Consider the following 14,007-nt stretch of genomic DNA (forward strand, 5'->3'; position numbering starts at 1 on the left):
TTTACTCTAGAATATTTTCAAGACCATATACTAGTAAATCAATTTTCATTACCGTATCTATTGCTAACTTAACTCCAGACATGAAAGAAGCGCGATTATATGAATCATGCCTTATCGTTAAGGTTTGACCTTCACCACCAAATAAAACTTCCTGGTGTGCAACTAGGCCTGGCAACCTTACACTATGTAGTCGTATGCCGTCATACTCGGCTCCTCTAGCCCCTTCAATGTGTTCATATTCATTAGGATGTCCCTGTTTTTTTGAATCTCTAACTTGAGCTATTAATTCAGCTGTTTTAATACCAGTTCCACTAGGAGCATCTAGTTTTTGATCATGGTGAAGCTCTATTATTTCAATATCTTGAAAATACTTAGCAGCCATTTGTGAGAATTTCATCATTAATATAGCACCGACTGCAAAATTCGGAGCAATAATGGCACCTAGCTTCTTATCCTCCACTAGTAGTTCAAGTTCCTTTAAATCATCCTGGGTAAATCCAGTTGTACCTACTACCGGCCTCACACCATATTGAATCGCAATCTTTATATGAGCTCTACCAATTTCTGGCGTTGTTAAATCGAGTAACACGTCAGCATTTACTTCTTGTAGGCATCGTTCTAAGTCTGTAAAAATGACGGCATCTAAAGGTGGGAGACCCTCAATATCAGAGATTTTTTTACCTTCGTTTGTTCTATCTACAGCACCTACTAGTATGAAATGTTCCGTTTTATGTATCAACTCAAGTGCTTCTCGGCCCATTCTACCACGTGGGCCAGCAATCACAATTTTAATAGGCTCCATCAATATCACTCCAAATTTTATTGTTTTTTAGTCCAGCGATCTTTATCTCTTGTCTTAAACTTCTTCATGACCAGTTCATGTGATTCTTCTAAATCAATATGTAGAGAATTTGCAAGGCAAGTTAAGACAAATAACATATCTCCTACTTCTTGCTCCATCGACTTTTCATCCTCTGAAGTTTTTTTTGGCTTTTCTCCATAATAGTGATTTACCTCTCTAGCTAATTCTCCTAGTTCTTCGGTTAAACGAGCAAGCATAGCTAAAGGACTAAAATAACCTTCCTTAAATTGTCCTATGTAATCATCGACTTCCTGTTGAATTTCCTTCATCGTTTTAGGCACACAAATCACCTCACATTTTCTTCTTTCATGTTAGCTAAAAGATGGATATTTGACAAATATTTAACTTACAGAAATGGTTAAATTGCTATAATAGAACGAAATCATCTATAATAGTGACGGACTATTATTTCATACATACTGGGGGATTTTGCATTGTTTGGTCGTATAAGAGTCGTAAATATTCTATTTATTTTACTAGGTTCTGCTATTTTTTCCTTTGGACTTGTTACTTTTAATATGCAACATAACCTAGCAGAAGGTGGCTTTACTGGAATCACCTTACTTTTATTCTTCTTATTTGAATTCGATCCATCCATTACAAATTTACTATTAAATATTCCTTTATTTGTGATAGGGTGGAAAATTTTAGGAAGAACTTCCTTTATTTACACAATTATTGGTACTGTCAGTGTATCGGTTTTTTTATGGATATTCCAAAGGTATCCAATGTTGATTCATTTAGAAAATGATATGACATTAGTCGCCTTATTTGCAGGTGTATTCATTGGAGTTGGACTCGGAATCATTTTTAGATACGGTGGTACAACAGGTGGAGTAGATATCATTGCGAGACTAACCCACAAGTATATTGGATGGAGTATGGGAAAAACGATGTTTCTATTTGATTTATTTGTGATTGCGCTTTCCATTGTTACGTATTTGTCCTACCGTGAAGGAATGTATACGCTAGTAGCAGTCTTTATTGGGGCTAGAGTAATTGATTTTATGCAAGAAGGGGCATACTCTGCTAAGGGAGCAACCATTATCTCAGACAAAAACAATGAGATTGCCGATGCCATTATGAAGGAAATGGAGCGAGGCGTTACAATCCTTAAAGGACAAGGTTCGTTTACAAAGCTAGATAAAGAGGTACTCTATTGTGTAGTAGGAAGAAATGAAATCGTAAAATTAAAAAACATCATTACATACATAGATCCACATGCTTTTGTTGCTGTATCGGATGTACATGATGTATTAGGAGAAGGGTTTACTTTAGATGAAAATAAAAATCCGCTGAGGGATGAATAATCATCAAAAGTTAGAAGATGAATACTATACAAAAAAAAATGTCCTACCTGGTAATCAAGTAGGACATTTTTTTAATCTTCGTTATTCATACCTGTATAAATTAAGATTAGTCGAACTAATTCTAATACAGCTACGAGTGCTGCTGCAACATATGTTAACGCTGCTGCATTTAATACTTTGCGTGTATCTCGCTCTTCCTCATTTCTAATAATTCCAGCCGATACCATTTCATTCATTGCACGATTAGAGGCATCGAACTCAACTGGCAAAGTAACTATTTGGAACACAACAGCTACTGCCATAAATACGATACCAAGTAATACTAAACCACTTATACTAGCAAGGAATCCAATTAAAATAAGAATCCAAGAGAAATTAGATCCAATATTAGCAACAGGAACTAATGCATGTCTAAAGCGCAAGAATGCGTATTCTTGTTGGTCTTGAATTGCATGTCCTACTTCGTGAGCAGCCACTGCAGCTCCTGCAATAGAATCACCGTGATAGTTATGACTAGAAAGTCTTACTGTTTTTGAGCGTGGATCATAGTGATCAGAAAGCATACCAGGTGTTTCTTCAATCCCTACATGGTATAATCCGTTGTCATCAAGAATCTTTCTAGCTACTTGTGCCCCATTCATTCCTGATGAAGAACTTACTTTCGAGTATTTCTTATAGGCGCTCTTTACTCTCATTTGAGCCCATAATGGAATTATGATGATTAAGGCAAAATAAATAATAAAACTCATTGTTCATCCTCCATGATAGCAATATACTTAGTTATATTCTAATCGTGATGATAACGAGTGTCAATTAATTCGCAGTATTAGTCATTTAATCGCTTTCTCGCTGCATGTTTTTCTTTATCACCCTTATATTTTCTCCAACCTACGTAAGTTAATGTAAGGATGATAGCACTTCCAGTTGAAATCATCACCCAAATTAACGATGGATCTGCATCGTCCTTTTTCATTTGCTTAAACATTCTCGTTAATTCCTCTTCAATTACATTCATGTGATCCATTTTGGAATCGTTTGTTAAAAATTCACCTCGATATTTATCTAGAAATGTAACAAAACTATCGATTCGCTGTGAATCCTCAGCCTCTAGATCCAGTCTTACGCTTGGATAAATCATTTGATATTTACCTAAAAATTCATTTAACTGGTGATTAAAATGTTGACTATTCCCTTCACTTACAGCCTCTTTCATCGATTGGAAAGTTGTCATGACAGAACCTTCCATTTCCGTCCATAATGGTTGGTGCTCTGACTCAATAGCATCGACAACTAGTCGAAAAGTTGTTACAGATTGGACACGCTCCTCATGAGGCATTGAAATAGTAGTAAGTGCAAGACTAGCGTCTTCATATGTAGCTGTTATGATTCGTAATTCATCCATAGATAGCATAGACTCATGACTCAGAAGCTTTGAAAACTGGTCAGAGAAATACGATAATAATTTGCTTGCATCTTCATACTTTTGTTGTTTAACAAGCTGAAGTGCCTGGTCTGCCACTATATCGAGGTCTTCCCAGTTATGTGTATGATTCGCATGACTAACTGAAGGCATGATAGCAAATATAATGGCCAATATCATCATCATTTTTTTCATACTTGTCCCCCCCCTAACTACTAATAGATTGTATGAAGGGTAGGACAAGAGTAGACCTTTACAAGGTTAATTGAGTGCGATTTTTTTTAAGACATAAATAATATGTAATCACTAATGCTGTAATACTCAACCAAAACGTAAAATAGCCAATTTGGGGTATGTAGTCATCTAATCTATATTTCGGATACATAAAGAAAACATAGTCAATGACATCATTATGTAACGTCCAGATACCAGCTATTACTAGATGAATCCACTTTATCCGGTAATAAGGGGCATACAATAACCCTTGTACTGCCATTGCACCATGAGAAATGATTAACATATAGCCAGCCCAGGAAAGGCTACCATGTATAATTAATACGAGTACATTCATCACTACTGCCCATAATCCATACTTAAATAATGTCACAATTGCAAGTGCTTCAAATAAAGGAGCATTTTTTTTCATGATAAAGGCTATAAGAACAAAGACAAAGAATAATGAGGCTGTCGGACTATCAGGTACAAATATAAAAAAAATAGAAGGGGTTTGTTCTAGTTGCCACCCATACCAATCATATCCATAAATGGTCCCGCCAATGTTTATAAATAGCAGTAGCCAAAGAAACCATTTTTTACTTAGAAACATTTGAAACCATTTCAACATAAGTATCACTCCTTTTGGAATCTCTACCCTAGATTCTTTGTAGTCAAAAAAAGCTGACGTTAATCGTCAGCTTTTCGTAACTATTCTTCTTTGCCGATATTTACAACAAACTCAGCAAGCTTTTGTAGTTCTTCATCGGTACCTTTAAAGATGCCACTTGGCATGTTCCCTTGACCGTTTTTTGCAATATTTGCAATTTCTTCTGCCGTTAAATCAAGACCAACAAGTGTTGGTGCTGCAGGTCCACCAGCAAGGTTATTACCATGACATGATAAACAGGTATTAGCTTCAAGGATTTTGTATCCTTCTGCTTCTGTATCAATGGCAACCTCCTCAACGATTTTACCCATCTCAGCTTTTGCTTCCCAGTCTGTTTGAGCTACCGATTCCCAAGTTAGGAAAATCGTTGCAGCAACACCTAGTAACATCATACCTACTGCGACAGGACGTTTTGTAGGACGTCGTTCCGGTCCACGGTCCAAAAATGGAGCTAGCATTAGTGCACCAAATGCTAAACCTGGCATTATAATTGCACCAATTACTGTATAAGGACCAGCTGCAAACTCATATTTTAAAAGTTGATAAAGGAATAAGAAATACCAGTCAGGTAATGGAATATACCCAGTATCAGTTGGATCTGCCAAACGCTCCAATGGTGGTTGATGTGCAACTGTTAAACATAGAAAACCAATTAAGAAAACAGAACCTACTAACCATTCCTTCAATAGAAAGTTAGGCCAAAAGGCTTCTGTTTTACCAGGAAATTCAGAATAATCCTTCGGAATATTCGGTTTACGTTCAGCAGGAACGCGCGAATCCCCAACAAATTTCATACCTTTTCCACGATGCATTTGAAATTCCCCTCCTTTTGTAAGGTGGTTATATTTTTAGTAGACCTAGTATTATAGTGGTCCTGAAATACCTTGCTTTCGAATCATAATAAAGTGGGCTCCCATTAACCCTAGTAATGCACCAGGCAAGAAGAAAACGTGGATTGCAAAGAAACGAGTTAACGTTTGAGCACCTACGATTTCAGGGTGACCAGCTAATAAAGTTTTTGCCATCTCACCAATAAATGGTGTTGCAGCTGCAATCTCTAAACCTACCTTCGTTGCAAATAGTGCCTTCATATCCCATGGTAATAAATATCCAGTGAAACCAAGTCCTAACATTACGAAGAAGATAAGAACTCCTACTACCCAGTTTAATTCACGCGGCTTTTTATATGCACCTTGGAAAAACACACGAAGAGTATGTAGGAACATCATTACGATTACCAAACTTGCTCCCCAGTGGTGCATACCACGAACAATTTGTCCAAATGCTACTGAATTTTGTAAATAGTATACTGATTCCCATGCATTCTTAATATCAGGTACATAATACATTGTTAAAAACATACCAGATAAAATTTGGATAACTGTTACGAAGAATGTTAATCCACCAAAACAGTATACAAATGCAGAGAAGTGATGAGCAGGGTTAACGTGTTCAGGAACCTCATGGTCCGCAATATCGCGCCACATCGGCGTAATATCTAAACGCTCATCTACCCAATCATAAATCTTGTTTAACATCTATTACGCCTCCCCTCTTGGTTTTGCTTTTCCTAAGTATAGCTTTCCATCTTTAACTTCTGAAACATAAACATCTAATGGTGCTAGAGGCGGTGTACCTGGAACGTTCGTCCCATCTTTTTCATACAATCCATAGTGACATGGACAGAAGAACATATTAGGATTAGCTGGATCTGAATTCCAGTTTACCGTACAGCCAAGATGTTTACAAACAGGCGATAATGCCACGATTTCACCAGCTTCATTCTTAAACACCCATGCTGATTTTGGTTCTTCAGACTCATACCAAGCATCCACTTGGTGAATCGTAAAGTCAAAACGCTTTGGTTCGTTTGTAATATCTTCAACATTTGCAACTGCCACTAAGTCTGTTTCTTCAGCAGGACGTAATACTGGATCTAACGCAAATCTAACCATTGGCATCAACATACCTGCTGCCATAAAACCACCAACACCAGTAAGGGTATAGTTTAAGAATTGACGTCTTGAAACCCGATGCTTTTTCTCACTCATCATTTTCCCCCCTCTATCAAAAACTAAGTCCGTTCGGACATACTTTTACACTTTAAAACTAGGACATTCCTATGATATATCAATATGTAAAAGAGGTCAATAATATCATTTTCATAAACTCCGTTTGCTATGTATAAAAAATTCCTAATTTCTCCACGCATTTAATATTTGTGGAACAACTTGTTGTACTTGATCGGTAACGATTTTTTGCTTGTATTTATTCTCAACATGCTCTAATGGAACAGCAGGAAGCCATAAGAGAGATGAGCCGAGTTCATTTTCATATTGCTTCCAATCTGCATCACTTGTCATATACAGAACGTGCTTCATACCTTGATTCAATAGTTGCTTTTTTAACGTTTGAATCCGTTCAAACTCTCCTTCTATTGAATCAGCCTTCCAATATGTGAACGATGGCATAAGGAACAATCGTCCTTTAAATTGTCTTTCAACTTCAAGACTAAGGGTTGTTATAAATTCCCCCTGAAGGACTATGTTCTTCATCTGATCACCGAATCCGATTGGGATGAGTGGAATCAAGGCAGTGTCCACATATTCCTTTGATTGCAAGTAAAGATCAATGTCGGTCGTTAACCATTTCATGTTTTGACCTCCTTGTATTCATTGTGTTTCATTTCACTACTATTAAAACACAGAACCACTCTTCCTTTCATTACTTTCACAACTTTCAAAGTTTACTATCTCTCTTTTTTCTACCATTGTTCACAAAACGTTCTTATTTTATTACAAAATAGACACCCCTCAGTTAGGAAGGGTGTCTTGCAAGTTTTTTAACTTTTGTGTAAGTTTTACAAACTCCTCTTGGTTTTGATTATCAAGCGCATCATCAATCAACTTTAGGAGCGTATCTTTTTGAAACGAAAATATCGTTTCCTCAAGGAATTTTTCTGCCAATTGCTTATCATTTTCTGTAATTTGTAAATGCTTTGGCATGAAAGGATTTTCCTCTAACACTAATACGTAGTGAGAAGAATGGTAGGATTCTCTGAAATTTAATTGAATATATATATCCTCTTCTCTATTTAAACGAATATCATGAAAGGATTTCTCAGCATCTGTCGTCATTACATTTTCCTTATAAAATCGAAATGGAACATCATCTACACAATGAGTTGACATGATAATTCCTTTTGGGCAATATTGTGCTTGCTCTACGAAATGAACTTTTTTCATTAATTGATCATGACTCATTAAATAATTTAAAATCCACACACATTCTCTTCTCTTGAGCTGGTAATTATTAAGGAACCACCTAATAAATTCTTTTTTTTCATTGACAGAAACAGGGGATGCCATTTTTGTCCCTCCTCTGCTATTGTTGAGATGAAGATTAAAGAGGACTTACTGTTTCATTAAAATTTCGTTCCTTCTATTGAAATATCCTTCTATGTTTATATTTTTAATTGAAGTAACATTTCTTCGATGTCATATCTTGTCTGATCCATTTTAATGATCTCCTCAAATACATTTATTGCCTCTTTGATTAACCCTTCATCTATAAGAAAGCGTCCATATTCTTCAAGAAAATCAGCTTTATCTTTAAAAAAAGTATATGCACTACGGTAGTGGTTTAATGCATCTGAATATTCTTCAAGTTCTTTCTTAGCTGTAGCAAGATCCCATATCATTTGAGGATCCTCGTCACCATTTTCTATTGCCTTTTCAACGAAAGGAACGACTTTATCATATGACTCTTCCTTCATGTAAATTCTTGTCAGTAAATAGGAAGCTTCTAATGATTCGTTGTCTAGTTCATAAGCTGATTCTAAAAGCTGCTTCCCCTTCTCTACATCCCCTAATTTCATAGACAGCTTGCCACCGAAAATAAGAAGTTCTTTATTATAATCATCCAATTTTAGCCCTTCTACTACGGTTTTCATCGCTTCATCAAGTAGCTCTTCCGCTTCGTAGGCTTTGCCAAGAACGAGATAAAGGGGAGTGTACTGCGGATCTAAATCCTTAAGATCCAATAGCTTCTGTATGGCTGTTTTATACTTTTCTGCTTGGTATGCTGCACATGCAAAGCCAAATAGACTATCTATTTCAATTTGTTCCTCTAATCCTGTTTCATATTGAGTAAATGCTTCTTCAAATCGACCAACAGCGGTATAACATTCAGCTAACCGTAGATGAACATTTATTTCTCCAATTTTTTTCTGGTCCTTTAACACTGCTTCGTAATAGGGAATACTTTGTCTATAGTTCCCTCTGCCCGAATAAAACTCACCAAGCGCAAACATAATAATAGGATTTCCCGGCTTTAATGTTTTTGCTTGAAGTAGCTTTTGCTCTGCCACTTCATCTAAACCTTGCATTTGATACAAGTCCGCTAGTAAAATTAATGCTCTTGGGTATTCAGAGTCTGTACCACTTACTCTTCCAAGTAATTGAATCGCTTCTTCTTCATCATCTAAATCAATATAAATTTCTGCAAGTAAAAGTAGAATTTCACTTTCGGCCGGATATCTTTCAAGGAGGATGTTTGCTAGATTTCTTGCTTCTTCAATAAAACCAAACTGATAGTACGAGTGAGCAATAAAAAATTTTTCTTCATCATTTACAGATTGACTTAGTTTCTCTAACTGGGATAGCCCCTTTTCAACATCACCATATTCTAAAAATCGTACTGCTTTTTCAATTAAATTCATGATCTACCTCATTGTCTATAAAAGTTTAATAATACTATTCAAAGGTAGAAGCAAAATAACCAGGAACTTTTATCACAACTTGTTCACCGAATCCTGGATTTATGTAAAAATGATCTCCAACTTTTATTGTTCTACCTTTGTGAACAGTAATGATTGGCTTATCCATATCATATTTAACTTCACCTAAATTATCAAATCCGACGTCCTTTTTAGGATATAAATTATAATCTACATCCCCTCCAATACGGATATCGCCTTTTAATGGATAGATTCCAATTCGGCAAAGAACGTTTCGTGGTAAAGGTTCTCCAGTAGAAGGTACAAAAGGAATAGTTGGAATTTGTTCCTGTAGACAAAGTTCCTGCCAGAATTCCGTGACTTTCTTAAATTTATTTTTCGTGAAGTCTTCCCTCCATATGGGAACGATACACGGGTAATACGGATATAGAGCATCTCTTATCCATCCCCATGCGACACGTCCCAGATCTTGTTCACTTAAGCTAACGAATATAACTGGTATTTTATACCTTTTACATTGTCTTATAAGGCTTGGAGTTAGAGCACGAATGGGAATTTTAATACCAATGGAGTAATCAATGGGGCTATTGATCATCCTATGTTTTGCTTTTTTGAGTTTAGATAATAACTGCGCCTCATAGTCTATCGTGATTGTGAATAAGACGGTTGTACATCCCTTACTAATGAGTTTTTCCTTCATATAATTCTTCAGTGTTAAAAAGTTGTTTAATTCCTCAATTTGAAAATCAAGCATAACATGTCCAGGGGTTAACAAATATTCTGATACATCCATTTTAAAAAAATCGACTCTATTCATTTGACGTGCTATGTAGTCAATTTTGTTATTCTTAATCGTGAACGAGCACTGTACAATGTCCCGCTCCTTTTTTACATTCGCACGGTCAATTACATATGTCATAGCTTCTCCCCCCTCACTTTTAGCTAGTCCAAATACTTCCTTATGACAAGCTATGTTGTAAGACGGGAAAGTATGTACAAATTTAATTGAAAACTTTATCTACCATCAAGGAAATAAACCGGCAAGAAGAAAAGAAATTTGACATCAGAGGAGCTCTTGCTCACATAAAAGGGCAAACCCATAAGGATTTGCCCTTTTTTATGTATTAATTTGTTATCTTTTCTATATCTTCAAAAAATGTTGGATATGATACTGCAATTGATTCAGTATCATGGATGAACATATCACCTTTACTAACAAAAGAGGCTATCGAAAGCATCATACCAATCCGATGATCTCCATGGCTAGTTACTACAGCTGCTTCAAGTTCCGTCTTCCCTTTAATAATCATTCCATCTTCTGTTGCCTCAATATTTGCCCCTAATTTCGTTAGTTCATCGACCACAGTCTGGATACGGTTTGTTTCTTTTACTTTTAACTCACTCGCATCTTTAATGTAGGTAACACCTTTTGCTTGAGTAGCCAACAAAGCTATGATAGGAATTTCATCAATTAATCGAGGTATCATTTCACCGCTAATTTCAATGCCATTTAGACTTGAATATGACACATGAATGTCAGCAAATGGCTCATTGTTTTTTTCATTTACATTATGGAACGATAGGTTTGCACCCATTTGTTTTAAAATATCAATAATCCCTGTTCTTGTAGGGTTGATTCCGACATTTTTTAGGACAAGGTTACTATCTGGAACAATCGCGCCTGCAACTAGGAAAAAGGCAGCTGATGAAATATCACCGGGAACAAATATCGTGGTACCTTTTAATGATTGTCCACCTTGAACCGAAACTGATAAGCCATTTATTTTTACTTCCACCCCAAAAGCTTGAAGCATTCTTTCTGTATGATCTCTTGACTTGTGAGGTTCGGTTACAGTTGTTTCGCCATTACTGTTTAAACCTGCTAGAAGGATAGCTGACTTAACTTGCGCACTCGCGATTTTTGATGAATACTGAATTGCTGTTAGGCTCCCACCCCTTATCGCTAATGGAGTATATTGTCCATTCTTCCTTCCATCAATTCGTGCTCCCATCAATCTAAGAGGTTCTGTTACTCTTTTCATTGGCCGTTTGGCAATAGAATCATCACCAATTACACACGCATGAATAGGAATACCAGCTAAGATCCCTAACAGGAGCCTCGTCGTTGTACCAGAATTTCCAACATCTAAAATAGCTTGAGGCTCCTGTATACCATTCCAACCTAACCCCCTCACGGCTACATTGTCATTTTTTCTTACAATTTCTACACCCATTTTTTCAAAGCAAGCAATTGTACTTAAGCAGTCCTCACCTGGTAAAAAATGCTGAATGGTCGTTTGACCTTCAGCCACGGATCCGAACATAACTGCTCTGTGTGAAATAGATTTATCTCCTGGAACGTTTATGGTTCCATTCAACGTTTTCAAATAGTTGTTAATCATTTTCATGAGTTGTATTCCTCCTAGCGAGACAAATACGTATCGAACTTGTATTCTTGTAAGCAAACAATCGCTCTCAGACGGTCTTCCTCCGTTTGAAAGCTTAAGCGTAACACACCATATATATCTTCTCTCGCTTCTATAATTCTAATATTTGTAATACTAATTCTGTTCGTTGCTATTATACCAGTAACTTCTGAGATTACACCTGGATAGTCAGGAACATCAACAAACAAATCGTAAAAAGCAGGAATGGCACCTTTGGAATCAACTGGTAATCCATCCCTATAGTTTTTGGCTGACTCAAAGTATCGATATATCTCATCAGCATTCACCGAATCTATCATTCCTTGGACTTTCTTCATTTCTTCCATCCATTTAGTAAATAACTGTAATAGCGCTTCCCTATTATGTATTAGAATATCACGCCACATGGAAGGATTTGAAGAGGCAATGCGAGTAATATCTCGAAATCCACCTGCTGCAAGTCTACTTAAATCATGTTCACTATCTTGATAAGAAGCGACATTATGTACGAGACTAGCGGCGATAATGTGAGGAAAATGACTGATTACACTTGCAATTCGATCATGCTCTTCGGCTGACATTTGAAGGAAATTTGCTTTTGTACCAGATAGGACACTTTTCAACTCTTCTAGTTTCTCTGTTGGAGTGCTCTCAAAAGGGGTTAAAATATAGAAAGCATTTTCGAAGAGGTGACCCTTTGCAGCCTCAATGCCTGATTTATGTGAACCAGCCATTGGGTGTCCGCCAATAAAATAAGTATTCTTTTGTTTTATTTGCTTACTCTTATCTAGAATTTGTTTTTTTGTGCTTCCAACGTCCGTAATAATGACTCCTTCTTTGAGACAAGCTCTAGAGAGTTGTTTTAAGATTTCTTCAGTTTGCACAACAGGTGCCGAGATAATAATAACGTCTGCCTTTTCCGCTTCTGTTAATAAATCGTGTCCAATTACATCAATTACATGAAGGGAAAGAGCTTTATTGACTTGTTCCTTTTGTATATCATAACCAACAATCGTTACCTCAGGATTTCGCTTTATCGCTAAAGCTAATGATCCACCGATAAGGCCTAGGCCAATCATTAATATACGCTTCTTCATGTAATCACCTCTTTCATTATCGTTAATTCAGTTTGCGCCAGGTCTTTAAACCCAGAGGGATAACTAGTTGTTTTACTGGTGGTTCTTACTTTAATGAACCCTTATATGTCCGTTTTAATTAGAGAAAAAGGCAGGCTTTCACCTACCCTACGAACTGACTAATTAGGACACCTGTTCTTTTACTTTAAGCATTTTGGATAAAATGGAAATAATCTCCTCATTATCTTCTTTACACCCTACTGTTATACGAATACATGTAGGGAAGCCAAGAGCATTGCCTGATCTTACTATATATCCATGCTTTAATAAATATTGAAACACTTCATTTCCTTGTAAAGGGGCAAAGTCCAATAAAATAAAGTTCCCTTGAGTTGGATAATAGTTAACATGATGAGAATCACAAAAGTCTATAAACTGCTGTATTCCTTCTCGATTTTTCAGCTTACATTTATCAACGAACATTTGGTCAGATATAGCTGCAGTTGCAGCTACCTGTGAAAAGCGCGAAGTATTGAAGGGTTCTCTTACAGGTTCAATTTTCTTAATAAAATCAGCATTCCCTATCCCATAACCGATTCTTAAACTGGCTAATCCATATATTTTAGAAAACGTTCTTAATATCATCATATTAGGAAATCTCTCTAATAAAGGAACCGTTTCAGGATAATCATTGGCAACTACATATTCATAATAGGCCTCGTCTATAACGACTAATGTTGTTGATGGGACCTTCTCGATAAAAGATAGTAAGTTCTTATCTGTCACATAGTTTCCAGTTGGATTATTAGGTGAACAAATCCAAACGACTTTTGTATGTTCATCAATCTCATTGAGCATTCCTTCTAGGTTATGCTCTCCGTTTAGTAATGGAACTTCACGGATTTCTGCTCCCTCAATGATTGCATTATGCTTATATTGCGGGAAGGTTGGTGTAGCCATAACAGTATTGCTGCCTGGACTAAGTAAAGCACGACAAATGATTTGAAGCACTTCATCCGAGCCATTTCCGAAGATAATTTGAGAAGGCTCTACGTCTAAATGTCTTGCAAGTGTATCCCGAAGCTCTCCTGCATACCCATCTGGATATACTGCAACCTTACTTATATTGTTTAGTAATGTCTCGGTAACAACAGGAGAACAACCGTATGGGTTCTCATTTGACGCAAGTTTAACAATTCGTTCAAGTCCGTACTCCTTTTTTACCTCTTCAATCGGCTTTCCCGGCTGATAAGGTGTTAACGAAATAAGTTGTTCTTTAATATCCATACATA

General features: G+C 36.6%; 16 protein-coding genes. 1 reads left to right on the forward strand and 15 read right to left on the reverse strand.

What is annotated here, in order from left to right; translation table 11 throughout:
* Position 1: 1 nt before the first annotated feature.
* Positions 2 to 802 (reverse strand): 4-hydroxy-tetrahydrodipicolinate reductase, encoded by an 801-nt coding sequence (gene dapB, locus ACFSCX_RS18560; RefSeq protein ID WP_377929733.1) that lies wholly within the window; start codon positions 800 to 802, stop codon positions 2 to 4.
* A 17-nt stretch (positions 803 to 819) separates the two neighbouring features.
* A complete protein-coding gene (locus ACFSCX_RS18565) occupies positions 820 to 1,131 on the reverse strand; it encodes a nucleotide pyrophosphohydrolase (protein ID WP_377929826.1) in 312 nt (103 codons plus the stop codon).
* 165 nt (positions 1,132 to 1,296) lie between these two features.
* Between ACFSCX_RS18565 and ACFSCX_RS18570 the strand changes: the two genes are divergently transcribed.
* The gene (locus ACFSCX_RS18570; protein WP_377929734.1) at positions 1,297 to 2,172 is read left to right on the forward strand and encodes a YitT family protein; all 876 of its coding nucleotides are present in this window, start codon (positions 1,297 to 1,299) and stop codon (positions 2,170 to 2,172) included.
* A gap of 71 nt (positions 2,173 to 2,243) precedes the next feature.
* Here ACFSCX_RS18570 and ACFSCX_RS18575 read toward each other — a convergent pair whose 3' ends face one another.
* From ACFSCX_RS18575 to hisC, 13 genes are all read right to left on the reverse strand, one after another.
* Positions 2,244 to 2,921 carry a zinc metallopeptidase gene (locus ACFSCX_RS18575; RefSeq protein WP_377929735.1) on the reverse strand — a complete coding sequence of 226 codons (678 nt, stop codon included), beginning with the start codon at positions 2,919 to 2,921 and terminating at the stop codon, positions 2,244 to 2,246.
* Positions 2,922 to 2,998: 77 nt separating this feature from the next.
* Entirely contained in the window at positions 2,999 to 3,787 is a 789-nt protein-coding gene (gene ypjB, locus ACFSCX_RS18580) for a sporulation protein YpjB (protein WP_377929736.1), read from the reverse strand.
* A gap of 58 nt (positions 3,788 to 3,845) precedes the next feature.
* On the reverse strand, positions 3,846 to 4,436 hold the full coding sequence (gene lhaT, locus ACFSCX_RS18585; protein ID WP_377929737.1) for a lipoprotein heptaprenylglyceryl N-acetyltransferase LhaT: 591 nt from the start codon (positions 4,434 to 4,436) through the stop codon (positions 3,846 to 3,848).
* A gap of 80 nt (positions 4,437 to 4,516) precedes the next feature.
* Positions 4,517 to 5,287, reverse strand: a complete 771-nt coding sequence (locus ACFSCX_RS18590) for a menaquinol-cytochrome c reductase cytochrome b/c subunit (protein WP_377929738.1) — start codon at positions 5,285 to 5,287, stop codon at positions 4,517 to 4,519.
* Positions 5,288 to 5,338: 51 nt separating this feature from the next.
* Positions 5,339 to 6,013, reverse strand: coding sequence for a menaquinol-cytochrome c reductase cytochrome b subunit (gene qcrB / locus ACFSCX_RS18595; protein ID WP_377929739.1), 675 nt, complete (start codon positions 6,011 to 6,013; stop codon positions 5,339 to 5,341).
* Positions 6,014 to 6,016: 3 nt separating this feature from the next.
* Positions 6,017 to 6,526 carry a ubiquinol-cytochrome c reductase iron-sulfur subunit gene (locus ACFSCX_RS18600; protein ID WP_377929740.1) on the reverse strand — a complete coding sequence of 170 codons (510 nt, stop codon included), beginning with the start codon at positions 6,524 to 6,526 and terminating at the stop codon, positions 6,017 to 6,019.
* Between the two features lie 144 nt (positions 6,527 to 6,670).
* Entirely contained in the window at positions 6,671 to 7,129 is a 459-nt protein-coding gene (locus ACFSCX_RS18605; RefSeq protein WP_377929741.1) for a YpiF family protein, read from the reverse strand.
* A gap of 159 nt (positions 7,130 to 7,288) precedes the next feature.
* Complete coding sequence (locus ACFSCX_RS18610; RefSeq protein WP_377929742.1) at positions 7,289 to 7,843, reverse strand: ReoY family proteolytic degradation factor; 555 nt, start codon at positions 7,841 to 7,843, stop codon at positions 7,289 to 7,291.
* A 95-nt stretch (positions 7,844 to 7,938) separates the two neighbouring features.
* Positions 7,939 to 9,195, reverse strand: a complete 1,257-nt coding sequence (locus ACFSCX_RS18615; RefSeq protein ID WP_377929743.1) for a tetratricopeptide repeat protein — start codon at positions 9,193 to 9,195, stop codon at positions 7,939 to 7,941.
* 34 nt (positions 9,196 to 9,229) lie between these two features.
* Positions 9,230 to 10,132: a hypothetical protein gene (locus ACFSCX_RS18620; RefSeq protein WP_377929744.1), complete on the reverse strand. Its 903-nt coding sequence runs from the start codon at positions 10,130 to 10,132 to the stop codon at positions 9,230 to 9,232.
* 205 nt (positions 10,133 to 10,337) lie between these two features.
* Positions 10,338 to 11,615, reverse strand: a complete 1,278-nt coding sequence (aroA, locus tag ACFSCX_RS18625) for a 3-phosphoshikimate 1-carboxyvinyltransferase (RefSeq protein ID WP_377929827.1) — start codon at positions 11,613 to 11,615, stop codon at positions 10,338 to 10,340.
* 20 nt (positions 11,616 to 11,635) lie between these two features.
* Positions 11,636 to 12,736 carry a prephenate dehydrogenase gene (locus ACFSCX_RS18630; protein ID WP_377929745.1) on the reverse strand — a complete coding sequence of 367 codons (1,101 nt, stop codon included), beginning with the start codon at positions 12,734 to 12,736 and terminating at the stop codon, positions 11,636 to 11,638.
* A gap of 162 nt (positions 12,737 to 12,898) precedes the next feature.
* On the reverse strand, positions 12,899 to 14,002 hold the full coding sequence (gene hisC, locus ACFSCX_RS18635) for a histidinol-phosphate transaminase (protein WP_377929746.1): 1,104 nt from the start codon (positions 14,000 to 14,002) through the stop codon (positions 12,899 to 12,901).
* Between the last annotated feature and the right edge of the window lie 5 nt (positions 14,003 to 14,007).

Source organism: Bacillus salitolerans, from assembly GCF_042680805.1.
Taxonomy (GTDB): domain Bacteria; phylum Bacillota; class Bacilli; order Bacillales; family SA4; genus Bacillus_CJ; species Bacillus_CJ salitolerans.

Excerpts from the sequence above, each read along its gene's own strand:
- dapB (WP_377929733.1), bottom strand. The coding sequence starts at position 802 with ATGGAGCCTATTAAAATTGTGATTGCTGGCCCACGTGGTAGAATGGGC.
- ACFSCX_RS18565 (WP_377929826.1), bottom strand. The coding sequence starts at position 1,131 with ATGAAGGAAATTCAACAGGAAGTCGATGATTACATAGGACAATTTAAG.
- ACFSCX_RS18575 (WP_377929735.1), bottom strand. The coding sequence starts at position 2,921 with ATGAGTTTTATTATTTATTTTGCCTTAATCATCATAATTCCATTATGG.
- ypjB (WP_377929736.1), bottom strand. The coding sequence starts at position 3,787 with ATGAAAAAAATGATGATGATATTGGCCATTATATTTGCTATCATGCCT.
- lhaT (WP_377929737.1), bottom strand. The coding sequence starts at position 4,436 with ATGTTGAAATGGTTTCAAATGTTTCTAAGTAAAAAATGGTTTCTTTGG.
- ACFSCX_RS18590 (WP_377929738.1), bottom strand. The coding sequence starts at position 5,287 with ATGCATCGTGGAAAAGGTATGAAATTTGTTGGGGATTCGCGCGTTCCT.
- qcrB (WP_377929739.1), bottom strand. The coding sequence starts at position 6,013 with ATGTTAAACAAGATTTATGATTGGGTAGATGAGCGTTTAGATATTACG.
- ACFSCX_RS18600 (WP_377929740.1), bottom strand. The coding sequence starts at position 6,526 with ATGAGTGAGAAAAAGCATCGGGTTTCAAGACGTCAATTCTTAAACTAT.
- ACFSCX_RS18605 (WP_377929741.1), bottom strand. The coding sequence starts at position 7,129 with ATGAAATGGTTAACGACCGACATTGATCTTTACTTGCAATCAAAGGAA.
- ACFSCX_RS18610 (WP_377929742.1), bottom strand. The coding sequence starts at position 7,843 with ATGGCATCCCCTGTTTCTGTCAATGAAAAAAAAGAATTTATTAGGTGG.
- ACFSCX_RS18615 (WP_377929743.1), bottom strand. The coding sequence starts at position 9,195 with ATGAATTTAATTGAAAAAGCAGTACGATTTTTAGAATATGGTGATGTT.
- ACFSCX_RS18620 (WP_377929744.1), bottom strand. The coding sequence starts at position 10,132 with ATGACATATGTAATTGACCGTGCGAATGTAAAAAAGGAGCGGGACATT.
- aroA (WP_377929827.1), bottom strand. The coding sequence starts at position 11,615 with ATGATTAACAACTATTTGAAAACGTTGAATGGAACCATAAACGTTCCA.
- ACFSCX_RS18630 (WP_377929745.1), bottom strand. The coding sequence starts at position 12,736 with ATGAAGAAGCGTATATTAATGATTGGCCTAGGCCTTATCGGTGGATCA.
- hisC (WP_377929746.1), bottom strand. The coding sequence starts at position 14,002 with ATGGATATTAAAGAACAACTTATTTCGTTAACACCTTATCAGCCGGGA.